Here is a 22,828-nt window from a genome sequence, read left to right on the forward strand (position 1 = left end):
AACTAAAAGGATTGTCCCCTGTGCAATACAGAGTTCAATCCTTAGTAGCTGCTTAATATATTTGTCTAATTTTTTGGGTTCAGTTCAAAATAAGTTAGTCTTTTTGTATGGTCATTACTGAAATGAAACAGTATTTTCAATTGGATTGCAGAATATATATTGATTGTATGTCCGTTTCCATTACATAGGAAGGTGATTATATATTTGTGCCGAATGTAGAGGGTACTACAAGAGTTTTCCATTATCTATCGAATTAGTTAGTCATGATTACGGACAGGGGATTTTGGCGTGTTTGATTCTATCAGAAAGTAAAGTATGGGGAGGATCACAATGTCGATGAAAAAACGTAAGTGGCTAAAGACAATGTTTACTGGTTGTGTTTTAGGTTCGTTATTAATAACGGCAGCTTGTTCAGGAAAGAAAACAAGTACAGAGGATGAAAAAACGATTAAGGTAGGAGTTCTTGCTTCTTTAACAGGACCGCTAGAATCGTATGGAAAACAAACAGTGAACGGATTTGAATTAGGGTTAGACTATGCAACTGGTGGAACTGGGAAAGTAGATGGGAAAAAGATTAAGTTTGTTGTAGAAGATACAGAAACGAAAGCTGATGTAGCAGTTAAAAAAGCTACGAAGTTATTAGAAGAAGAGAAAGTTGATTTTTTAGTTGGATCGTCTAGTTCAAGTGATACGTTAGCGGTTTTACCACTGGCCGGGGAATATGAAAAGATTATGGTTGTAGAACCGGCAGTTGCGGATAGTATTACCGGGAAGAACTGGAATAAATATATTTTTAGAACTGGAAGAAGTTCCTCACAAGATGCGATTGCAGGAGCAGCGGCAATTGCGAAAAAAGGTGTAAAGATTGCGACATTTGCCCCAGATAACGCTTTTGGTCGTGAAGGGATTGCTGCATTTAAAGCGGGTGCGAAAAAATTAGGTGCGAGCATTGTGAATGAGCAATACGCGGATACAAATTCAACAGATTTTACAGCGAATATTCAAAATATCATTAGTTCAAAACCAGATTATTTATTTATCGTTTGGGCAGGGGCAAATTCACCTTGGAAACAGTTGAAAGATATGAATGTGGAAGCGCAAGGTATTAAAATTTCTACAGGTGCGCCAGATATACCAGCATTAAAAACAATGGATGCATTAGTAGGTATGCAAGGTTTTTCTGTATATTATCACACACTTCCAAAAAATAAAGTGAATGATTGGCTAGTTGAAGAGCATAAAAAACGTTTTAATGGTGTAGTGCCAGATTTGTTTACAGCGGGAGGAATGTCAGCAGCAATTTCTATTGTAGAAGCCTTAAAGAAAACAAAAGGTGATACAGATGTAGATACCTTGATTAAGAAAATGGAAGGAATGGAATTTGATACACCGAAAGGAAAGATGAAGTTTAGAGAGAAGGACCACCAAGCGATGCAGACGCTGTATTCTATCACATTGAAAAAGCAAGATGGTGTTGATTATCCGGTGCCAGTGTTAGAGCGAGAATTAACGATGAAAGAAACAGAACCACCAGTTCAAAATAAATAGACTGAATTTTCTGTTGTTTTTGTATAAAGAGGGGGGACCCTCTTTATACATATTTCCTTCATACTCACGGCTTTAAAGGGAGGGATTTCGTGACACATTTGCTAGAGACGAAAAATCTTAGTGTATCTTTTGGTGAACATCAAGTTATTAAAGATGTAAATTTAACTGTCCAAAAAGGAAAGCTCATTTCTATTATCGGGCCAAATGGTGCGGGGAAGACAACATTATTTAATTTACTAAGTGGACAGATTTCACCTACAACAGGTGAAGTGTATTTTAAAGGGCAAGATATTACAAAACTATCGATTTCAGATCGAACACGCTTAGGAATCGGTCGCTCTTTTCAGCTTACAAACATATTCCCAGAATTAACGGTACTTGAAAATGTCCGTTTAAGTGTTCAATCATTCGTACAAGATTACTATAGTTTTTTCCCGAGTTCAGCAAAATTAAAGCAACAAGTTGGAGAGGCGAGACGTTTCTTAAAAACAGTATTACTTCACGAGAAAGAGAACATATTAGCGAAAGATTTGGCACATGGAGAGAAAAGAAAGCTAGAACTTGCGATGTTATTGGCTTTAAAAACGGATGTGTTATTACTTGATGAGCCGACGGCAGGTATTTCGGTTGAGGAAGTCCCTGCTATATTACAAGTGATTGAAAATATTAAGAAACATCCAGAGAGCACAATTGTACTTATCGAACACAAAATGGATATGATACTAGGTTTGTCAGATCATCTTATCGTTTTATTTCATGGAGAGTTATTGGCTGAAGGATTGCCAGAAGAAATTATGAAAGATGAGCGTGTACAAAGTGCTTATTTAGGGGGATTATATAGTGGCACTATTACAAGTGAATAATATAGAAACGTATTTAGATCAGTTTCATATTTTGCAAGGAGTATCTCTTGCTGTTGAGAAAGGGACGATTACTGTACTGTTTGGTAGAAACGGGGCAGGGAAAACAACGACATTACGTTCAGTTATGGGATTTCACCGCATTGCAGATGGTGAAATTTATTATGATAGTGCAAAAGTAAGTGGATTACCTACACATTTAATTTCAAGGAAAGGAATAGGGTATGTACCAGAAAATCAAGGTATTTTTCATGATTTGACAGTAGAAGAAACATTCGCTCTTGCTAGGGGGAAAGGTGAAGAAGTAGAAGGGAAAATAGAGTGGATGCTGGAACTATTTCCGGATTTAAAGCAGTTTTGGAATAAGAAAAGTGGGCTCTTGAGCGGAGGGCAAAAGCAAATGTTGGCTATTTCAAGAGCGTTTATTAATAGTGATGGATTATTACTTATTGATGAGCCGAGCAAAGGGCTATCCCCGATAATGGTGGAGAAATTAATGGTAGCTATTTTGAAGATGAAAGAGAAAACAACAGTTTTACTTGTTGAGCAAAATTTTATGATGGCTAGTCAAATTGGGGATTATTTTTACATTATGGATAACGGACGAATTGTTCATAACGGTTTTATGAATGAATTAAAAAAGGATAAGGAAATGTGTCATAAATATTTAGGAATCTCTTAACATGAATCCGAGGTGAAAAGGGTGGATGTGTTAATCAATTTATTTGTAAATGGGATTTCAACAGGGATGCTCATTTTTTTGTTAGCATCAGGTCTTTCACTTATTTTCGGTCTAATGAGCGTTTTAAACTTTGCACACGGTGGTTTATTTGCATGGGGAGCATTTACAGGTGTTTGGTTATTTAATATGACAGGAAGTTATATATTAGCTTTAGTTGGAGCAGTAGCCATGGGAATGTTCCTAGGATTTATTTTAGAAAGGTTTCTTATTAGACCGGTATATGGAAATCATGTTCGACAGCTGCTCGTTACGCTTGGAGGAATGCTCGTTCTTAGTGAGTGTATTAAAATATTTTGGGGGCCAAACCCTATTAGTGCAAAATTACCGTTATGGTTACAAGGAAGTTTTACATTCGGAGGTATTATATTAATTAAATATCGTCTATTTGTTATTTTGATTGGGATAATTATTTACATTGCACTACTACTATTACTCAAAAAGACGAAGATAGGTCTTATGATCCGTGCAGGTGTAATGGATAAAGAAATGGTTCAAGCGCTTGGTATTAATGTAAAAGCGATATTTTCTTTCGTCTTTTTATTAGGAGCAGGGATGGCAGCTTTGGGAGGATTCTTATTAGCTCCGTATTCGGGCGTTATTTTCGCCGAGATGGGCATGCAGTATGCAATTTTAGCTTTTATAGTAGTAATTATCGGTGGATTAGGAAGCGTTCAAGGTTCAGCTATTGCTTCTTTAATTGTCGGATTAGCTGGTGCTTTTACAGCGTATTTTATACCAGATTTATCACTTGCAATTAATATGTTAATGTTACTATTTTTCTTAATAGTGAAGCCAACTGGACTTGTTGGTGAAAAGGGGTGAAATGGTGAACAACACATCGGACCGAATTAAAGTATACTTCGGAGTATGTATGCTCATTTGTTTAAGTGTATTTCCGTTCGTAAATGATTCACGGAGCCTGTTAATTTTGTTCACTCAAATCTTCATCTTTGCTATTTTTGCAATGAGTTTTGATGTATTGCTTGGGTATACAGGAATTGTATCGTTCGGTCATTGTATGTTCTTTGGGATAGGAGCATATGGGGTAGCGCTTTTATTTGATCGACACGGCGTATCAATAACGAACTTTTTAATTGGAATAGTAGCTGCAATTATCATTTCAGCAATAGTTAGTTATATAATTGGTTTACTTTCTTTACGGCTGAAAAGTCATTTTTATGCGATGCTAACACTTGCTATTTCACAGCTGTTTTTCGTCCTTGCTGAAAAATGGCGTGGGCTCACTCACGGAGGAGATGGTTTTACATTTGGTGTACCAGACGTATTCCGTGATCGTTTTACGTTTTATTATGTAACACTTATATGTTTACTTATCATTTTTGTTCTGTTACGTCTTTTCACCAAATCTTCTATTGGAAAAGTATTAAAGGCAATTTCACAAAATGAGCAACGTGTTGAAGCACTAGGATATAAAGTGCTTCATTATAAAATTATTGCTAGCATTGTTGCAGGAGTAGTAGCTGCGATTAGCGGTGGTTTATTTGTTATTACATTACGCTTTGTCAATACGACTGTATTTTCAATTTAAATGACACTAAATGCACTCTTGATGACAATGATTGGAGGAGTCGGAACATTAATTGGAGCTATTGCTGGGTCTGGGATTATTGAATCCCTAAAATATTATTTATCAGAACTAGCTACAGAGTATCCGATCTTTGAACGATGGACGATTATTCTTGGTTTATTGTACATTATCGTATTGCTAGTTTTCCCGAAAGGATTAGTTGGCACGGTTAAGGGACTGAAGAATATGAAACGGAATAAGAAGGAGAAAAGTGCAGAAGTGGAGCAAAATGTGTGAAAAATCAATTGTATAGAATATGAAAATCCCTCTTTTAGATTCATAAAGGAGGGATTTTTTATTAACCAAATAGTTCATCAGGGATTTGTTTGAAAGAGTTTTGATTTGTAAAAAAATGAACAGCTAATTTCTCAACTGGAACATCTTCAATTGGTACCAATTTATCATTTTTAATCGGTAAAAAAGCTATTCCTTTTCCATCATCAATAAACTCTTCCATAAGCGAATAAGAATCCAACTGTTGAAGTTGTTGCTGAGATAGATTGTTTTCTTTTAGAAATTGTATCGTCTTATTTCTAAAAGGGCACTTTTTGTCATTGCTAACGAAGAAAATTTCTTTTGAATAATCAATGGTACATTTTTCTTTCGCTTTTAATAAGCCTACAGAAATTGAGGTCGTGAACACTTTTTTAAACGATGCGTCAGGATAATCCTCATAAGTTATGACCATATCAACTTTTTGTTGCTGAAGTAATTTTTGCAAATGACTACTACTTTCTACATATATTTGATAATTTCTGAAGTTTTCTTCAATACGCTTACTTAAATAATTTGTCAAAATAGATTGTGACGTCGCTATTATATAAGAAGAACCACTCGTTTTAATTTCATCTTTTACTTCTTCTAATAGAGTTAATATTTTATTCGTGTAATCTAATAAAATGTCACCAGCAGGTAACAAGGAAACGCCTTTGTTATCTCTATGTAGTAAAGGCGTTTCTAATTCTTGTTCTAATTTTTTGATTCGCTCAGTTACGTTCGGTTGAACATATCCTAACTCTTTAGCAGCTTTACTAATAGAAGCCTCACTGGCAACAGTTTTGAATATGATAAGATCATTTATTTCCATATATCTCAGCCCCTTATGCACTATCATTATAAATGATACCAAACATAATTTATACCTATTTTACGTTAGTCAATCATCGGTTTATCATTATGTATATAGGATAGAAAGTGAGTGATAAACATGATTGGAATGCAATATAAGGTCATTTTGCCAAAGGATTATAATATAAAGATTATTAGGAATAGGGTAAAGGATAATGGGCATAAAACTGATGGTTTTCAAGACCTGAATTTTAAAGCTTATTTAATTACTGAGGTAGGTAAGGACGGGAATTTCTATAACTGTTATGCACCTTTATATATTTGGAATGGCCATGAAGGAATGAACAAATTTATCTTTGAAGGATATTATGATAATATTTTACAATCTTTTGGATGGCAACAAATAAATATAGGTGTTCCATTAGTTGTTAATCTAAGTGATGGATTTAAGAAAAGTAGATATGTTGTTGAATATGCGGGAAGTATTTCTCAAAGTAAAACGCTGGTTGGGACTCAATTAAACACGATGAATGAAAATGTACAAAACAATGAAAAGTGTTTAGGGGATGTAATCGTTTATAATCCGGATAAATGGAGATATAGTAGGTTTGAGTTTTATGAAGAGAAACCTGATAGTGTAGTGAATAAAGGTGTTACAGTATATGAGATTTTACACATTTCACGATGAAATTTTGTTGTATATTAAAAATAAGAAAAGGAATGAAAGTCTATGCCTTTTGTGAAGATTTATTATTCTGAAAACATATTAAATGAAGAAGAGTTGGAAAAAATGGGTGAATGTATCCATCTTTCATTAATTGAACATTTTAACATCCCTGAAAATGATTATTTTCAAATGTTCCTACCTTACCAACAAAACAAATTTTTATATAATCCATATTATTTGTTGGAAAGAGGAGAAAAGAGAACAGAGAATATGATTTATGTTTCTATTACATGTGGACCGGGAAGAACGGTGCAACAGAAAAAAGATTTGTATCAATCCGTACCCTTGAAAATTACGGAATATTCCGATTTTAAAACTTCGGATATTTTTATTACACTAAATGAGACAGCTGCTGAAAACTGGTCATTTGGTCAAGGAATAGCACAAATGGTGAAAATAAAGGGAGAAAAAAATGAAAAACGAACTTATTGAAGTACATATTAAAAAGAAAATGAGAGAAATGTCACCTGCATTTGCTCATTATAGTGAAAAGATATTATTTGAGGAAGTGTGGCGGGATGCCACTTTAACATTAAGAGAAAGAAGCTTGTGTACTGTGTCAGCACTAATCAGTCTCGGTAATACAGAACAATTACAATTTCATCTGAAGCTAGCTAAACAAAATGGGGTTATGGAGAATGAATTGGTTGCATTAATAACACATATGGCTTTTTACGTTGGTTGGCCAAAAGCTATGGCAGCTTTAAATATAGTAATGAATGAAATGAAAAGTTAAGAATAATGATAAGTAAGAATTCATGTTTATATGAATTCTTACTTATCATTATTTATACAATACTCTATCGCTATATTTATTACATTTTCTCTTGCTTTTTTATCACTTGCGTAGTAAAGTGATAGTAAGATTCACGATAGGAAGTGATCAAACATGCGTGATAATACGATAGGATCATTAATATGGTTACGTTTAATACGATTTACGAACCAAAGTAATCAAATGTCAAATGAGTTTTTAAAACGTTTTGATTTAACGACAGCTCAATTTGATGTGCTTTTGCAAATACGTACGTATCAACCACTAACACAAATGGAGTTAGCTGAAAAGGTAACTGTTACACAAGGTGGCATTTCTCGAATGTTAACTCGTCTTGAAAAAGAAGGATATATTGTACGAAAACAAGATTGGAAAACGAAAACAATTAGTCTTACAGAGCAAGGGGAATCGGCCTTAGAGAAAGCATTGCCAGAGCAACTTGCATTTCAATCTTCGTTTTTTGATGATGTATTAAATGAAGAAGAGCAGAAAATATTATACGAGCTAATGACGAAAGTTCATAAGCATAGTGAAAAAAAAAGAATTACCGCAAGAGTAATTTTTTTTACACTATCAATTGACTAATCGAGTGAAGGTATAGGTAATACGGAGATATACTTGACTTACCAACGTTTTTAGAAAAAAACTAATACTACTTTATTAAAGAGGAGAGTAACTATGGAAAAATACCGTATAGATATAAGAAAAGGAATTGAGTTTGGATTATATTCAATTGGTGATCATGTTTTAAATCCACATAATGGGGAGAAAATTACGCCAGAAAAAAGAATTCACGAACTAATTGAAACAGCTAAGTTAGCAGATGAGGCAGGGCTTGATGTGTTTGCTGTAGGCGAAAGTCATCAAACGCATTTTACAACACAAGCTCATACAGTTATTTTAGGAGCTATTGCACAAACTACGAAAAATATAAAAATTGCAAGTTCCGCAACGATATTAAGTACATCTGACCCAGTTCGAGTATATGAGGATTTCGCTACCATTGACTTGATTTCTAATGGACGTGCAGAAATTGTGGCTGGTCGTGGATCTCGTATTGGAGGATATAGTTTACTTGGTTATGACGTGAATGATTATGAAGAATTATTCGAAGAGAAGATGGATCTTTTATTAAAAATTAATAACGAGGAACATGTAACATGGAATGGACAGTTCAGAGCACCGCTCGCACATGCATCGGTTATTCCGAGAGCGAAAAATAATAACTTACCAATTTGGCGTGCAGTTGGAGGTCCACCAGCTAGTGCAATTAAAGCAGGACGTGCAGGTGTGCCAATGATGATAACAACACTTGGTGGTCCAGCAATTAACTTTAAAGTGTCAGTAGATGCTTACCGCGAGGCTGCTCAGCAAAGCGGATTTGATCTAGCTAGTTTACCAGTTGCGACAACGAGTTTATTTTATACGGCAAAAAATTCACAAGATGCACTTAGTGAATATTACCCTCACATTAATGCTGGTATGCTTACACTGCGCGGTGGTGGGTATCCGAAACAGCAATTTACAAATGCAATAGATTACCGTGATGCTTTAATGGTTGGTAGCCCACAACAAATCATTGAGAAAATGCTTTACCAATATGAATTATTTGGCCAACAACGCTTTATGGCACAAATTGATTTTGGTGGTGTACCATTTAATAAAATTGAGAAAAATATTGAATTAATTGCTACTGAAATTTTACCAGCCGTTAGAAAACATACAGCAAAATAAATAAAAAAACTGAGAGTCTAATCGACTTTCAGTTTTTTTTATTTGTTCTGGAAAAATGACAAAAAAATGAACTTTTAGTCGAGGAAGAGGGAAGTTATTTTCTATTTTTGAATAACATTATTTCGAGTTTGAATTTTGAAAATACATTTTTCTCTTGACAAAAAACAAGCATTTATCGTGGGTGGTTTCGAGGACATTTTTTCGGGTGAAAGTCAAGTGTATGAAGAAAAAACGATTGTTTTATAGATATAAAAGTAAGCCGTATATTGAAAAAACACATTTTGCTAATGAAAAAAATCTGATTCAAAAAAATGACAAAAGACATATTTCAGACAAAATGATGTCAATAATACGTCAAAAATAACCTGAATTTACTATGCAGGTATATTATACAATTCGATTAACGAATAAAACACTACAGAAATAGTGAAAAGGTAAAAAATAGCATTACAATAGTTTGAAAAACTGAAACTTCATATTTTTCGACAATACATACAAAATGTTTTTGTCTTTTCGTATTTCTTAATAATTGAGTTTGATAAGATTGCTCAATTAACTTTTATTATAAAAACTATGAAGGAAGTGATTTTAGTATGGAAACGCTCGAATTGGCACGAATACAGTTCGCATCAACAACGATTTTCCATTACTTTTTTGTTCCGCTGTCAATTGGTTTAGCTTTTATTATTGCGATCATGCAAACGTTGTATGTGGTAAAAGGGCAAGAAGTATATAAGAAGATGGCAAAGTTTTGGACGCAATTATTCCTTATTAACTTTGCAGTAGGTGTAGTAACAGGTATTTTACAAGAATTCCAGTTTGGTATGAACTGGTCAACGTATTCACGTTTTGTAGGTGATGTATTTGGTCCATCACTTGCGATTGAAGGATTACTGGCATTTTTCATTGAGTCTACATTCCTAGGTTTATGGGTATTCGGTGAGGATAAATTACCGAAGCGAATTCACTTAATGTGTATTTGGCTCCTTTCAATTGGAACGATGTTATCAGCATTCTGGATTTTAACTGCAAGTGCATTTATGCAGTCACCTGTCGGGTATGAAATGGCAGCTGATGGTCGTGCGCAAATGAATGATTTCTTAGCCATTATTCAAAACCCACAACTATGGGTACAATTCCCGCATACAATTACAGCGGCAATTGCAACAGGTGCATTCTTTATTGCTGGTGTAAGTGCATGGAAAATTACAAAAGGACAAGAAACTGTAGTATTTAAAAAATCTTTCCGAATTTCTATCATTGTTGGAACAATTACAACGGCGCTTGTATTATTCTTCGGTCATGCACAAGCGCAACAATTAATTAAGACACATCCAATGAAGATGGCGGCAGCCGAAGCGCTATGGAATACAAGTGAGGATCCAGCACCATTTACAGTATTTTCGAAAATTGATACAGAGAAGAAAGAAAATTCGTTTGAAATTCAAATCCCTTATATGCTAAGTCTATTATCGTATGATAAGTTTAGCGGTCAAGTTGAAGGGATGAATCAAATTCAAAAACAATATGAGGAAAAATATGGACCTGGAGATTATATTCCTCCAGTGCATACAATGTTTTGGAGTTTTAGAGCGATGGTAATGAGTGGAACATTCATGCTTCTTCTAGGAGCTTACGGATGGTTCTTATCAAGAAAAGATCGTTTAGCGGAAAAAACGTGGTATTTAAAATTAATGGTGTATGCAATTTCTCTTCCATTCATCGGTAATACAGTAGGGTGGATTATGACTGAAATGGGTCGTCAACCTTGGGTTGTATTTGGTGTAATGAAAACAGAAGATGCTGTATCACCAAATGTAACATTCGGTGAAGTATTATTCTCACTTATTTCATTCACATCAATGTATTTAATTATGGGTGGAATTTGTGTGTACTTATTTGTTCGTACCATTAAGGGCCACAAGAATAAGAAAACGAAAAAGGATTATCAAAGCCATGATCCATTTGATAAGGAGGAAGAGTATGTTATCTCTTAATGAGTTATGGTTTTTAGTTATTGCAATCTTATTTGTTGGATTCTTTGTACTGGAAGGTTTCGACTTTGGGGTAGGAATGGTTTCGAGGTTTTTAGGAAAGAATGATTTTGAAAAACGAGTTTACTTAAATACAATAGGACCGTTCTGGCACGCGAATGAAGTATGGCTTGTTTGTGCTGGCGGAGCCATGTTTGCGGCATTTCCGCACTGGTATGCAACTTTATTTAGTGGTTTTTATATTCCGTTTGTATTTATGCTTCTTGCTTTAATTTTAAGAGGTGTTTCCTTTAAATTTCGTGCGAAAATAGATAATCATAAATGGAAGAGTGCATGGGATTGGGGGATGTTTATTGGAAGTATGTTACCTCCTATCCTTTGGGGAGTTGCGATTGCAAACTTTATGGTAGGTGTACCTATTGATGAGAGTAAAAATGTTGTAGGTGGATTCCTGCAATTACTTCATCCATTTGCGTTACTTGGAGGAGTAATGTTTCTCCTACTATGTATTGTTCACGGATTACAATTTCTTACGATACGTACAACTGGTAAATTGAGAGAACGTGCACGAATTGCTGCAATAAAAATTGCACCATTTTCATTAATTACACTTCTTGTTTTTGCTGGTGTGGGGTTATGGAAAACCGACATTTTCACTGCTCATGGAACAGAATGGATTATGGTGCCAATCGGAGCTTTTGTAGCACTATTAGTGTCCACTTTATTAAATAAAAGAAGAAGAGATGGTTGGGCTTTCTTTATGACGAGTTTAACAATCATTTTACTAAGTGCGAGTGTATTTATCGGTATGTTCCCACGTGTTATGATTAGCTCTTTAGGAGCAATGAATGATTTGACAATTTACAACGCAGCATCAGGGGCTTATGCATTAAAACTTATGACTTACTTTGCGATTGCTATTTTGCCTTTCGTTATCGGAAGTCAAATATGGAGTTATTATGTATTTAGACAACCTGTTAAGTCAGACAACGATTTGGAGTACTAATGAAAAGAAAAAGAGGACTTCCGTCTTATCCCGGTAGCCGTATTTTATATGTAGCGTTAACGATTATTAGTATTTTAGAAGCTTTTAGTATTATTGCGCAAACAATCTTTTTAGCACGAGCTATTACGTTTTTATTTCATGGAGAGACAGTACAAACAATATTAAGTGAAATTGTTTATTTTGGTATCGCGTTTGCAGCGCGTCACATAGTAGTTCGAACATCACAAATATTAGTGGAACGTTTTGCTGAAAAAACAGGGTCGTTACTAAGAAAACAACTAATAGAGGCATATTTCACATTAGGTCCAAGGTATGTTCAAACTGTTGGGACTGGTCATCTGGTTACCTTATCAATTGAAGGGATTGAGAAATTTAAAACATATATTGAATTAACGATTCCTAAAATGATTAGAAGTAGCATTGTTCCAGGTCTAATTGTACTATATGTTTTTACGCTAGATATTGAGTCTGGAATCATTTTAGTTGTAACGATTCCTATCGTGATCATATTTATGATTCTTCTCGGATTAGCAGCGCAAAAAATGGCAGATAGTCAGTATGAGATATATCGTGTACTTTCGAACCATTTTGTAGATACGTTAAAAGGTTTAGAAACATTAAAGTATTTAGGGAAAAGTGAACAGCACGAAGGAAAGATTGAAAAAGTAAGTAAAAGATATAGAAAAGCAACGATGCGTACTTTGCGAGTTGCTTTTCTTTCTTCTTTTGCATTAGATTTCTTTACGAGTTTATCAATCGCGTTTGTGGCAGTTGGATTAGGGATACGTTTAATAGATGGAACGATTATACTATTACCAGCCCTTACAATTTTGATTTTAGCTCCGGAATATTTTCTGCCGATTAAACAAGTGGGAGCAAATTATCATGCAACATTAGATGGACAAATTGCGATGGAGCAAATAGAAGAGATTTTGCAACAACAAAAAAGAATACAAAAGAAAGATTTAAATGAAGATATAGTATGGAATGCCTCTAGTAGCTTGAAATTACAAGACATCAAAGTTAATAATACTGAATCTGAAAAGGCTATATTAGAAGGAATTAATTTTACTTGGGAAGGTAACGGTGCTATTGGTGTTATTGGTGAAAGTGGTGCAGGCAAATCGACGTTAATCGACGTATTAGCAGGTTTTTTATCTCCTTCGAGTGGAAAGATGTTAGTAAATGGTGTAGAAGTTGATGGATCTACTCGTGAAGATTGGCAAAAAAATATCGCTTATATTCCGCAGCAACCTTATATTTTTCCGCTTTCGTTAAAGGATAACATTCGTTTTTATGAAACAAATGCAACAGATGAAGAAGTTGAAAGAGTTATTAATGAAGTCGGCCTTCGTTCACTCGTTACATCACTTCCAAATGGGATGCACGAAAGAATTGGGGAAGGTGGACGTATGCTAAGTGGCGGACAAGAACAGCGTGTTGCTATGGCGCGTGCGCTTTTAAGTAAAAAACCAATCATTTTATTAGATGAGCCTACGGCACATCTTGATATTGAAACCGAATTTGAAATAAAGCAAGCGATGTTACGTCTATTTAATGGAAAGTTAGTATTTTTAGCAACCCACCGTCTACATTGGATGAAACAAATGGACCATATTCTTATTTTAAATAAAGGGGAAATGAAAGAAAGTGGGACGTATGAAGAACTTTTAGAGAATGAGACATTACATTTTCATAGGGAAGAGAGGGGAGAGAAATGAGTAACTGGGTTAAACCTTATATAAAACAAAATAAAGGTAGAATGACTTTAACTATTTTCCTTGGTCTTCTTGGAGTTAGTTCAGGAGCGATGTTACTTTTTATTTCAGGTTATTTGATCTCAAAATCTGCCCTTAGACCAGAAAATGTAATGGCTGTATATGTTCCTATTGTTGCAACAAGAGCGTTTAGTATAGGGCAAGCTGTATTTCATTATATAGAGCGCTTAGTCGGACATGATGTCGTACTACGTATATTAGAAAAAATGAGAACGAGGCTATATAGAATAGTAGAACCACAGGCGTTATTTTTCCGTTCTCGATTTCAAACGGGTGATATGTTAGGAGTGTTATCCGAAGATATAGAGCATTTGCAAAACCTATATTTACGTACAATATTTCCTAGCATATTAGCGCTAGTTGTTTATAGTATCTTCGTACTTGTTATCGGTGCATTTGATTTTGTTTTTGCACTTATTGTAGGTTGTATGTTAGCTATTATCGTTTTTCTTCTTCCGTTTGTATCATTACTTTTGATGAAGAAACATCATGTTACTTTAAAGCAAGGAAGAAACCGTTTGTATCAACAACTGACAGATGCTGTTTTTGGATTATCTGATTGGCAAGCAAGTGGTCGTAAAGATGAATTTATTAATGAGTATGTAAAACAAAATGATCAGTTGTTAAAAATCGAAAAGAGAGTGAAACGCTGGTATCATATTCGGGACAGTATCATTCAATTAGTAGTAGGTATTGTAGTTATTTCGATGATCATATGGACTGGGAATGAAGCGGCAAGTGAACAAATTGCTCCTACAGTTATCGCAGCTTTCGTATTAATGACTTTATCTGTAACGAACGCGCTTATTCCTATTGCAGATGCCATCGATCGAATACCGTCGTATGTAGAATCTACCCATCGTCTTAATGGCGTAGAAAGTGATAGTGTTTTACATGATGAAACGGATTTGCATGGAGAGAAAGATTATATTGAACCAAAACATGTAGATATTGAACTGAATCACGTATCGTATAGTTATCCAGATAGTAATGAGATTGTATTAAAAGATGTATCATTACAAATAAAAGCAGGGAAGAAAATTGCTATTTTAGGGAGAAGTGGGACAGGGAAATCTACTTTACTAAAATTGTTAACAGGGGCGTTAAGCCCAGTAAATGGCCAAGTTGTACTAAATGGTGAACGAGCTCATACGAATCTTTTATCTAAATATATTTCTGTATTAAATCAAAAGCCGCATTTGTTTGATACGACAATTGGAAATAATGTACGAATTGGCAAACCAGAGGCGACGGATGAAGAGATATGGAAAGCTTTAGAGAAAGCACAATTGGCTTCACATGTTACTTCTCTTCCAGCCGGATTACAAACAAAAATGCATGAAATGGGAAAGCGGTTTTCTGGTGGGGAAAGACAAAGGGTTGCTTTTGCTAGAACTCTTATGCAAGAAACACCAATTATTGTACTTGATGAACCGACTATCGGTTTAGATCCAAAAACAGAATTGTCTTTAATTGAAACAATGTTTTCTGCAACGGAAGAAAAGACAGTTATTTGGATTACGCACCATCTTGTAGGAATAGAACATGTAGACGAAGTTATATTCCTTGATCGTGGCCAAATTGTCATGCAAGGTAGTCATAAACAACTTCTGAAAGAAAATGAAAAGTATCGTAAACTTTATGAGTTAGATAAAGGAATATAATTTGAATAAGCAATAATTGTAAAAATAGCTACGCCTAATGGTGGAGCTATTTTTTTGTTAGATTGCAGGTGTATATGATTGTTACGAATTAAAAATGAATTTCATATTATACATATAATGGAGGGGATGTACATGAAGGAGCAATATAAAATCATTGTTTTAAGTGATGAATTATCAGGGGATAGGATTCGAAATACGTTAGACAAAAATAAATGTAAAACAATAGTTCATGTTGTGGACGTTTCAGATGTTGTTCGTATAGAAAGTTCTTTTCAATATATAGTCATTTGGAGAGGGGACGCAGAAAAACTTACAAATGACTTGATAAATAGGGGCGTGCAAAGTTCAAAAATTATTAATTTAACAAAATACATGTATGAATGGAAAGATAAATTAATTTCTATCTATCAAATAAATCCGGATCTTATGTCTTTATACATTTCTATGAAAAAAGCAAAGAGTGATCCGACGTATGAATTGTTTGCTACCGGTTTGTCTTATCCGCATTGTGGCATAAGTACGGAGCTTCTCTCAAAAAAGTCAATAAAATTAACACTTCCATCGCAAGATCTATACTATGATTATTTAATAGCGTCACAACTTTTATCAAACAATCATTCATTTCAATATTGTTTAATAGGAATAGCCTATTTCTCGTTTTACTTTGATATGTCGTTATCCTCCGAATCATATAGAATTCACAAAGTATATTATCCATTGTTTCAAGATGGTCATCATACTGTAGTTCACTCTCCTCTACCCACTGATGGATTCTCCCATCTAAATACTCCGAAACCACTTCTTTCTATTTTTAATTTGCATTTTGAATATATTTTATTAGACGAACTAAAAGATGAATCATTGATACTGCCTTGGATAAATGCTGAGTGGAATACTACTCCTCTTCATATTCCTTTTGAAGAACACGGGAAAATAAGAGCAGCTTCACATGCTAAATTGTCGTACCCTCATACTTTAGTTGAAAATAAAATGATTTTTAAAAAATATTTAGATTTACTGTTAAAAAACGATATAAAACCACTAATTGTTGTGTTCCCTGTTACTTCACATTATTTCAATTGTAGTAGTAAAAAATTAAAAGAAGATTTTTATAAAGTTATAAATGATTTTCAAACTCAATATTCTTTTCAAATCATAGATCTATTTGATTCGCCATTATTTTGTGACGATGATTTTTATGATAGTGATCATATGAATAAAAAAGGTGCAAATAAAATGTCCGCATTATTAAATATGTTTATTCAGGAACGAAAAGTATGATAATTTGTTTCATGTTTGCATAAAAGTATATAGGCTCCATACAGTTAAAGTAATGTGATTTTTGTGTCGCGTATATAAATAATATGCGAAGAGGTGAGAGAGTTAAAATGAGAACTCGTATTGAAAGAACTGAAGAGGTGGTAGAGCAACTTCCGTTGGTAAGTGTATTAATTCCTACGTATAATCGTCCTCGTTACTTTGAAAAGGCGCTATGTAGTGTGTTAGAACAAACGTACCCTAATATAGAAATTATAGTTGGAGATGACAGCACGAATGATGAAACAGAAAAAGTGTTACAAAAATACTTATGTGATCATTCAAATATTATTTATATAAAAAATAGATCAACTCTCGGACAATTTGAAAATGCGCTAATGTTATTTAATGAAGCGAACGGTGAATATATAAATTTTTTAATGGATGATGATGTATTTCATGTGAATAAAATTGAAAAAATGATGAAGTATTTTTTCGATGATTTAGATAATGAAATTAAGCTTGTAACATCTCATCGTCAAGTCATTGATGATAAAGGGAAAGAGCTACGACATATTTATTCGACTGTCCGTTTATTTGAAGAGGATACCATTATAGCGGGAACAGAATTAGGAAATAAGGTAATTGTGGATCAAAAAAATTATATTGGAGAACCGACAACAGTTTTATTTCGTAAAAATGATTTACAAGAACCGTTTGGGATTTTTGATAAGAGGCGGTATTTATGTAACGTAGATATAGCTTCATGGTTATCTTTATTAAGTAAAGGAAAAGCTGTATATATAGCAGAGACACTTAGTTACTTTCGATTACATCCAGATCAACAGTTAAATGAATCTAATAAAATGATGGATGGGTTAGAAGATTTTTCACACAGTATTATAGCAGGAGAACAATATGGTTTCTTATCCACTGAAAAAGAGTTAGACAAAGCGATAACTAATTTTCTAGATTATGCAAGAAGGATAGTTCCATCATCAATATTATATACATTAGACTATTACCAAAAAATTAGAGCGAAGAAAATAAACATAGAAAAGAAAAAACAACATATAAATAATAATTCTTCTTTACCGAAAGTAAGTATACTTATTCCTGCATACAATAGACCTTATTACTTAGAATTAGCACTCAACAGCGCTTTGAATCAAACATATGAAAATATTGAAATTATTATTTCTGACGACAGTACAAATAATGAAGTCAATGCTATGATTCAACCGTACTTACGTGAATATGAGTGTATTACATATGTAAAAAATGAAACACCGTTAGTTGCCGAAAACTTTAATAAGTGTGTAGAACTTGCGAATGGGGACTATATAAACTTTTTATTAGATGATGATTTATTTCATCATGAAAAGATCGAGAGAATGATGAAATACTTTTTGGCGTTAGAAAATATTTCATTTGTGACGTCATATCGTGAACTGATTGATGAGAATGGAGAGATATTACCACCTTCAACATTAAATATGAAAATCGCGAAAGAAACTACACTTTTTGAAGGAAAAGAATTAGGGAATTATATGTTAAAAAACTTGAAAAATGTAGTTGGTGAGCCGACAACTGTTTTGTTTAATCGGAATTTGTTTGACGGGAAGTTTGGATATTTTAAAGGAAAGGCTTATTCTGCTATTAATGACATTGCAACTTGGCTAGATATGATGAGGAAAGGAAAAGTAGTTTATATACAAGAACCTCTTAGTTATTTTAGACAACATAGTGGACAAAATCAAAAACAAATGCATTTTATTTTAATGACAATTGAAGAGTGGATTGAATTAATTATAGATGCATATAATAGTGGATTTTTAAGCTCCGAAAGTGAGTATAAAGAGAGTTTATCTTATTGTTTAGAAAATGCGGGATTTATAGTTAAGGATGCAGTAAGAAATGGCGAACTAGATCAAATTTATAATGAAAAGATAAAAAAAGGGTTAAACAAGTTAGTTGCTCATATGTTCGAGAAAGAATGTTGTTATTGTCAATATTGCAATCAACAATTTGAAAAATTTTCACCTTGGCCAGCACATTATGATTTTCCGAAATATAAATTTGAGATGTGGAATAAAGATACAGGGATATGTCCAGTTTGTAATTCGATGGATCGTGAAAGATTGTATCGTGCGTACATTGAAACGGAAACGGACTTGTTAAATAGAAACTATACTATGCTTCATATTGCACCTGAAGCGAAGTTAAGAGATTGGTTTAACGAGTATAAAAATATTACGTATGTATGTGGTGACTTAGAACCAAAGGATCCATTAATGAAGGAAATTGATGTTACAAGGATTACATATGATAGTAATACTTTTGATGTAATATTATGTAGTCATGTGTTAGAACACGTTCCTGATGATGACAAAGCAATGCGAGAGTTATATAGAGTGTTAAAGCCAAATGGATGGGGAATTATTCAAGTACCAATCGTAATGAATGTAGATTTTATTGTAGAGAATGAATTAATTGTAACACCACAATTGAGGAAATTAGCTTTTGGTCAAGAAGATCATGTGAGAATTTATAATCAATCGGGATTTATTCAACGATTAATGAATGCAGGATTTAAGGTGGAATTATATAACATAGCGGAAAAACAAGGAATGAAAAGTGCTAGGAAATTTGGATTATCTGAAACAGATATGCTCTATATTGTCCGAAAATGATAGGAAGGAATAGATAGATATGGAGAGTATTCCTTTTTTACGTGCTTCAACTGTACCTGTAAGTGAGTATTTGGATGAATTGAAGGAAATTGATACATCTCACATATATACGAATTATGGACCTATAAATCAACGTTTTGAGGAAACAATTATTTCGTCATTTTTTCAAAACAGGGGAGCTGTTACAACAGTAGCAAACGCAACGTTAGGGTTAATGGCGGCTATTCAACTAAAGAAAAGAAGAAAGGGAAAGTATGCTCTCATGCCTAGCTTTACATTCCCTGCGACTGCCTTAGCCGCTATTTGGTGTGGATTGGAACCTTACTTTATTGATATTTCAATAGATGATTGGTATATGGATAAAACCGTACTTTTGCATAAGATAGAAGAATTAAAAGAAGAGGTTGCGATTGTTGTCCCGTACGCCACTTTTGGATCATGGATGAACTTAGAAGAATATGAAGAATTAGAGAAGAAGGGGATTCCGGTTGTCGTAGATGCGGCGCCGGGATTTGGTTTAATGAATGGAGGAATGCATTACGGTCAAGATTTTAGTGGAATGATCGTATATAGCTTTCATGCAACAAAGCCTTTCGGAATTGGTGAAGGAGGGCTCATATATAGTAAAAACGAAGAAGATATACAACGTATTAAAAGAATGGGGAATTTCGGATTTGATAAAAATCGTGAATGTACGATGATGGGGTTTAATTGTAAAATGTCTGAATACGCAGCAGCTATTGGGATTGCGACTATAAAAAAGTGGGATCAAAAATTAAAAGAACGCACTCGTATTTCTGAATGGTATAAACAGTTGTTACAAAATACTGGGTTAATGAAAAAAGGGTGGAAAGTCCAAAAGACAGAAGCAGTTATTCACCAATTTATGCCTATCATTTGTCCAGAAGAAGTTCGCAACATACAAGTAATAGAAGAATTGAAAAAACAGAAAATAGAAGCTAGATTATACTTTTCACCATCTTGCCACCAACAAGTTCTTTTTAAAAACTATAAGTCTACAGATTTAACAAAGACGAATAAAATAGCAAAACGAATCGTAAGTTTACCTTTATGGGAAGGAATGACGAAAGAACTAGTAGAGCAAATTGTAATCTGTTTAGAGCAGAAGGTGGTGTCGGTAGATGAATAGTTTTTATAGTTAAGAAGAACTAAAGGAAATTGGATTTTTATCTGTTGGGAAAAATGTATTGGTTAGTAAAAAAGCAAGTATATATAATCCGAGTGCTATATCAGTTGGCAATCATGTAAGAATTGATGATTTTTGCATTTTAAGTGGTAAAATCACAATTGGAAGTTATTCGCACATATCAGCGTATACAGCGTTATATGGAGGGGAAGTTGGGATTGAAATGCATGATTTTGCAAACATCTCAGCTAAAACAATCGTATATGCAGTACTTGATGATTTCAGTGGAAATACATTAATGGGGCCAACCGTCCCGAATCAATATAGGAATGTGAAAGCAGAAAAAGTTCTTTTAAAAAAACATGTGATTATTGGTGCCAATTCTATTATTTTTCCAAATGTAATTGTAGGAGAAGGTACGGCAGTCGGCGCGATGAGTATGGTAAAAGAGAGTTTAGATGATTGGTATATTTACGCTGGAGTTCCCGTAAGGAAAGTAAAACCTCGTCAAAAAAAGATGCTAGAGTTAGAAATTGATTTTTTAAAAAGCATTTATTCTTAACAAAAAAGAATGAATGCTTTTTATTTTTATCCTGCTATTTGCCGATAAAGACTCGACTGGTGAGGGTTAATTAAAGTTTCACTTTATGATAGAGCGGAGTGTATCTTAACTTATTATGTTTTAAATTTTGCTGACCAAGGCAATACTGAGCCATAGTGAATGTAAAGTTGGAGGGCGAGCGTATATGTTTGATGAGGATGGGATTGTTTTAATTATGGAACCAGTTGATGAAAGAAACTTGAGGAGATTTATTTTTTCAGTGCCAAAGTCAGTGTATGAAAAGAAGGGGCTTACATTACACTATGGAACAGCTATAGGACAAGGGTATATGGATATAATTGAAGATATTATAAGCGTACATATAGAAATAGATGTTGTAACGATAATAGGGCATGTAAGAGGATAAATAACTATTTGAAAAAGGTTATAAACAATTTAGCTAGAAGTTATGTATAGAGAAAATTACAGACAATTATAAGGACGAAGGGGGTCTAAAATGAAAATAAAATCAATTGTATTAGTATTTATAGTTTCAATTGGTTTAATGGGATGTTCAATAGTGGAGGAAGGAAAGAACTCCCTAGATTACGCGCAAAAAGCGACAGACTATGTAAATGAAATAAGTGCATTTGCAAATGATGCACCAGCATTAGCAGAAAAGGCCGTTAATGATAGCGAGGCTCGAAAAGAATTAGAAACGAAGCTTAGTGAAATTAAACAAGATATACCCGCATTCAATGAATTAACGCCACCTGATGTAGCAAAGGATCTTCATCAACAAATCGTCGGATATAACGAAAAGTTAAATACGTTAATTGATACGGCGAAGACAAAGATAGAAGAAGGGAAAGTGGATGTAGAGCAATTTAAAAACTCTGAGCTTATGCAGACGGTAGATCAAGTTCGAGATTTGAAAGATAAAGTGCAAAATTTAGGTCAATAGTAAAAAGCTCCGTTTGTGATAAACGGAGCTTTTTACTATTGGATACAATAAACGATTACACCAACGATAATAATCATGTTGCCGATGAGTTTACGTTTCGTTATTTTTTCTCCTAGGAAATACCAACCAAAAATTAATATGATGATATAACTTAAGGATTCTAATGCTGATGCTTGTTTTAATGCCATACCCTTCATGGCGATAACATTTAATCCGGCGTTAATTACAAATAAAGAGTAGCCGATAATAACATAAGGATTCACATATTCTTTTATTCTAGAATCGTATTGTTGCAAAGTAGCTTTTTTTAATAATATTTGTGAGTAATTAGCTAAAATTATCCCGAAAATAAATAATAACATATAACTATTCATCTTTTGTCACCACCACAATTCCGACGATAATAATAGCCGCACCAAGTAAATGATTCCACTGAATCGTATCTCCAAATAGAAATACTGACCAAAGCATTGACCATAGTATAATAATTCCGCGATGTGAATATGCTTTTGAAATTTCGAAATGTTTAATTACTTGTTGCCATAAAATTGCATATCCGAATAAAAGTATAACTAGTCCGAAATAAGCAACAAAAAATGAGATGGAAGCAATGGGGAATTTAGCTGCCCATTTCATGTAAACCATAATGATAGAATATATCAAAAAAGCTACATGTAAAAATACGTAATTTTTAATAGTTGGTTTCATTTATTCACTCTCTTTTACATATAAATATATATTT

22 protein-coding genes and 1 pseudogene are annotated in these 22,828 nt (G+C 33.8%); 20 read left to right on the forward strand and 3 right to left on the reverse strand.

All coding sequences use genetic code 11. The features are described from left to right. Positions 1–330 precede the first annotated feature (330 nt). The 5 genes and pseudogenes from MR169_RS23555 (at position 331) to MR169_RS23575 (ending at position 4,975) form a co-directional block, all read left to right on the forward strand. On the forward strand, positions 331–1,548 hold the full coding sequence (locus MR169_RS23555; RefSeq protein ID WP_000062005.1) for a substrate-binding domain-containing protein: 1,218 nt from the start codon (positions 331–333) through the stop codon (positions 1,546–1,548). A gap of 89 nt (positions 1,549–1,637) precedes the next feature. After that, entirely contained in the window at positions 1,638–2,411 is a 774-nt protein-coding gene (locus MR169_RS23560; RefSeq protein WP_000149337.1) for an ABC transporter ATP-binding protein, read from the forward strand. Continuing rightward, on the forward strand, positions 2,389–3,090 hold the full coding sequence (locus tag MR169_RS23565; RefSeq protein ID WP_001196696.1) for an ABC transporter ATP-binding protein: 702 nt from the start codon (positions 2,389–2,391) through the stop codon (positions 3,088–3,090). The genes MR169_RS23560 and MR169_RS23565 overlap by 23 nt, the downstream gene beginning before the upstream one ends. A 21-nt stretch (positions 3,091–3,111) precedes the next feature. Next, the gene (locus MR169_RS23570; RefSeq protein ID WP_000382787.1) at positions 3,112–3,972 is read left to right on the forward strand and encodes a branched-chain amino acid ABC transporter permease; all 861 of its coding nucleotides are present in this window, start codon (positions 3,112–3,114) and stop codon (positions 3,970–3,972) included. 49 nt (positions 3,973–4,021) lie between these two features. Further along, positions 4,022–4,975: pseudogene (locus tag MR169_RS23575) on the forward strand (branched-chain amino acid ABC transporter permease). A 61-nt stretch (positions 4,976–5,036) separates the two neighbouring features. Here MR169_RS23575 and MR169_RS23580 read toward each other — a convergent pair. After that, complete coding sequence (locus tag MR169_RS23580; protein ID WP_086392220.1) at positions 5,037–5,825, reverse strand: LysR family transcriptional regulator; 789 nt, start codon at positions 5,823–5,825, stop codon at positions 5,037–5,039. Between the two features lie 120 nt (positions 5,826–5,945). Here MR169_RS23580 and MR169_RS23585 point away from each other — a divergent pair, with 120 nt between their 5' ends. From MR169_RS23585 to MR169_RS23655, 15 genes are all read left to right on the forward strand, one after another. Next, the gene (locus MR169_RS23585) at positions 5,946–6,494 is read left to right on the forward strand and encodes a DUF4865 family protein (protein WP_242320113.1); all 549 of its coding nucleotides are present in this window, start codon (positions 5,946–5,948) and stop codon (positions 6,492–6,494) included. 42 nt (positions 6,495–6,536) lie between these two features. Continuing rightward, positions 6,537–6,965, forward strand: coding sequence for a tautomerase family protein (locus MR169_RS23590; RefSeq protein WP_242320114.1), 429 nt, complete (start codon positions 6,537–6,539; stop codon positions 6,963–6,965). Beyond that, positions 6,946–7,269 (forward strand): carboxymuconolactone decarboxylase family protein, encoded by a 324-nt coding sequence (locus tag MR169_RS23595; protein WP_000787201.1) that lies wholly within the window; start codon positions 6,946–6,948, stop codon positions 7,267–7,269. The genes MR169_RS23590 and MR169_RS23595 overlap by 20 nt, the downstream gene beginning before the upstream one ends. A 153-nt stretch (positions 7,270–7,422) precedes the next feature. Further along, on the forward strand, positions 7,423–7,893 hold the full coding sequence (locus MR169_RS23600; RefSeq protein WP_242320115.1) for a MarR family winged helix-turn-helix transcriptional regulator: 471 nt from the start codon (positions 7,423–7,425) through the stop codon (positions 7,891–7,893). A 93-nt stretch (positions 7,894–7,986) separates the two neighbouring features. Continuing rightward, positions 7,987–9,042, forward strand: coding sequence for an LLM class flavin-dependent oxidoreductase (locus MR169_RS23605; protein WP_044795746.1), 1,056 nt, complete (start codon positions 7,987–7,989; stop codon positions 9,040–9,042). 593 nt (positions 9,043–9,635) lie between these two features. After that, positions 9,636–11,039: a cytochrome ubiquinol oxidase subunit I gene (gene cydA, locus MR169_RS23610; protein WP_000448869.1), complete on the forward strand. Its 1,404-nt coding sequence runs from the start codon at positions 9,636–9,638 to the stop codon at positions 11,037–11,039. Next, positions 11,026–12,042, forward strand: a complete 1,017-nt coding sequence (gene cydB, locus MR169_RS23615; RefSeq protein ID WP_000950083.1) for a cytochrome d ubiquinol oxidase subunit II — start codon at positions 11,026–11,028, stop codon at positions 12,040–12,042. The genes cydA and cydB overlap by 14 nt, the downstream gene beginning before the upstream one ends. Beyond that, entirely contained in the window at positions 12,042–13,763 is a 1,722-nt protein-coding gene (gene cydD, locus MR169_RS23620; protein WP_000824022.1) for a thiol reductant ABC exporter subunit CydD, read from the forward strand. The genes cydB and cydD overlap by 1 nt, the downstream gene beginning before the upstream one ends. Continuing rightward, the gene (gene cydC / locus MR169_RS23625) at positions 13,760–15,484 is read left to right on the forward strand and encodes a thiol reductant ABC exporter subunit CydC (protein ID WP_053512680.1); all 1,725 of its coding nucleotides are present in this window, start codon (positions 13,760–13,762) and stop codon (positions 15,482–15,484) included. Before cydD ends, cydC begins: the two co-directional genes overlap by 4 nt. Positions 15,485–15,616: 132 nt before the next feature. Next, a complete protein-coding gene (locus MR169_RS23630) occupies positions 15,617–16,765 on the forward strand; it encodes a hypothetical protein (RefSeq protein WP_000664248.1) in 1,149 nt (382 codons plus the stop codon). A 107-nt stretch (positions 16,766–16,872) separates the two neighbouring features. Further along, positions 16,873–19,434: a glycosyltransferase gene (locus tag MR169_RS23635; protein WP_242320116.1), complete on the forward strand. Its 2,562-nt coding sequence runs from the start codon at positions 16,873–16,875 to the stop codon at positions 19,432–19,434. A gap of 19 nt (positions 19,435–19,453) precedes the next feature. Beyond that, on the forward strand, positions 19,454–20,584 hold the full coding sequence (locus MR169_RS23640) for a DegT/DnrJ/EryC1/StrS aminotransferase family protein (protein ID WP_242320117.1): 1,131 nt from the start codon (positions 19,454–19,456) through the stop codon (positions 20,582–20,584). Between the two features lie 28 nt (positions 20,585–20,612). Continuing rightward, a complete protein-coding gene (locus tag MR169_RS23645; RefSeq protein WP_242320125.1) occupies positions 20,613–21,143 on the forward strand; it encodes an acyltransferase in 531 nt (176 codons plus the stop codon). A gap of 184 nt (positions 21,144–21,327) precedes the next feature. Next, the gene (locus MR169_RS23650) at positions 21,328–21,549 is read left to right on the forward strand and encodes a hypothetical protein (protein WP_000459116.1); all 222 of its coding nucleotides are present in this window, start codon (positions 21,328–21,330) and stop codon (positions 21,547–21,549) included. 90 nt (positions 21,550–21,639) lie between these two features. Then, entirely contained in the window at positions 21,640–22,086 is a 447-nt protein-coding gene (locus MR169_RS23655; RefSeq protein WP_242320118.1) for a DUF6376 family protein, read from the forward strand. A 35-nt stretch (positions 22,087–22,121) separates the two neighbouring features. Here the strand turns inward: MR169_RS23655 and MR169_RS23660 are convergent, their stop codons facing one another. Further along, positions 22,122–22,460, reverse strand: a complete 339-nt coding sequence (locus tag MR169_RS23660) for an EamA family transporter (protein ID WP_001089868.1) — start codon at positions 22,458–22,460, stop codon at positions 22,122–22,124. After that, a complete protein-coding gene (locus MR169_RS23665) occupies positions 22,453–22,794 on the reverse strand; it encodes an EamA family transporter (RefSeq protein WP_000805125.1) in 342 nt (113 codons plus the stop codon). Before MR169_RS23665 ends, MR169_RS23660 begins: the two co-directional genes overlap by 8 nt. Positions 22,795–22,828 lie beyond the last annotated feature (34 nt).

The organism is Bacillus cereus group sp. BfR-BA-01349 (genome assembly GCF_022663795.1).
Lineage (GTDB): Bacteria > Bacillota > Bacilli > Bacillales > Bacillaceae_G > Bacillus_A > Bacillus_A cereus.

What these genes read in the sequence shown, in the direction of transcription:
- MR169_RS23595 (WP_000787201.1), top strand. Translation starts at nt 6,946, where the DNA reads ATGAAAAACGAACTTATTGAAGTACATATTAAAAAGAAAATGAGAGAA.
- MR169_RS23640 (WP_242320117.1), top strand. Translation starts at nt 19,454, where the DNA reads ATGGAGAGTATTCCTTTTTTACGTGCTTCAACTGTACCTGTAAGTGAG.
- MR169_RS23655 (WP_242320118.1), top strand. Translation starts at nt 21,640, where the DNA reads ATGAAAATAAAATCAATTGTATTAGTATTTATAGTTTCAATTGGTTTA.
- cydA (WP_000448869.1), top strand. Translation starts at nt 9,636, where the DNA reads ATGGAAACGCTCGAATTGGCACGAATACAGTTCGCATCAACAACGATT.
- MR169_RS23650 (WP_000459116.1), top strand. Translation starts at nt 21,328, where the DNA reads ATGTTTGATGAGGATGGGATTGTTTTAATTATGGAACCAGTTGATGAA.
- MR169_RS23630 (WP_000664248.1), top strand. Translation starts at nt 15,617, where the DNA reads ATGAAGGAGCAATATAAAATCATTGTTTTAAGTGATGAATTATCAGGG.
- MR169_RS23590 (WP_242320114.1), top strand. Translation starts at nt 6,537, where the DNA reads ATGCCTTTTGTGAAGATTTATTATTCTGAAAACATATTAAATGAAGAA.
- MR169_RS23555 (WP_000062005.1), top strand. Translation starts at nt 331, where the DNA reads ATGTCGATGAAAAAACGTAAGTGGCTAAAGACAATGTTTACTGGTTGT.
- MR169_RS23665 (WP_000805125.1), bottom strand. Translation starts at nt 22,794, where the DNA reads ATGAAACCAACTATTAAAAATTACGTATTTTTACATGTAGCTTTTTTG.
- cydB (WP_000950083.1), top strand. Translation starts at nt 11,026, where the DNA reads ATGTTATCTCTTAATGAGTTATGGTTTTTAGTTATTGCAATCTTATTT.
- MR169_RS23635 (WP_242320116.1), top strand. Translation starts at nt 16,873, where the DNA reads ATGAGAACTCGTATTGAAAGAACTGAAGAGGTGGTAGAGCAACTTCCG.
- cydC (WP_053512680.1), top strand. Translation starts at nt 13,760, where the DNA reads ATGAGTAACTGGGTTAAACCTTATATAAAACAAAATAAAGGTAGAATG.
- MR169_RS23585 (WP_242320113.1), top strand. Translation starts at nt 5,946, where the DNA reads ATGATTGGAATGCAATATAAGGTCATTTTGCCAAAGGATTATAATATA.
- MR169_RS23660 (WP_001089868.1), bottom strand. Translation starts at nt 22,460, where the DNA reads ATGAATAGTTATATGTTATTATTTATTTTCGGGATAATTTTAGCTAAT.
- MR169_RS23580 (WP_086392220.1), bottom strand. Translation starts at nt 5,825, where the DNA reads ATGGAAATAAATGATCTTATCATATTCAAAACTGTTGCCAGTGAGGCT.
- MR169_RS23600 (WP_242320115.1), top strand. Translation starts at nt 7,423, where the DNA reads ATGCGTGATAATACGATAGGATCATTAATATGGTTACGTTTAATACGA.
- MR169_RS23605 (WP_044795746.1), top strand. Translation starts at nt 7,987, where the DNA reads ATGGAAAAATACCGTATAGATATAAGAAAAGGAATTGAGTTTGGATTA.
- cydD (WP_000824022.1), top strand. Translation starts at nt 12,042, where the DNA reads ATGAAAAGAAAAAGAGGACTTCCGTCTTATCCCGGTAGCCGTATTTTA.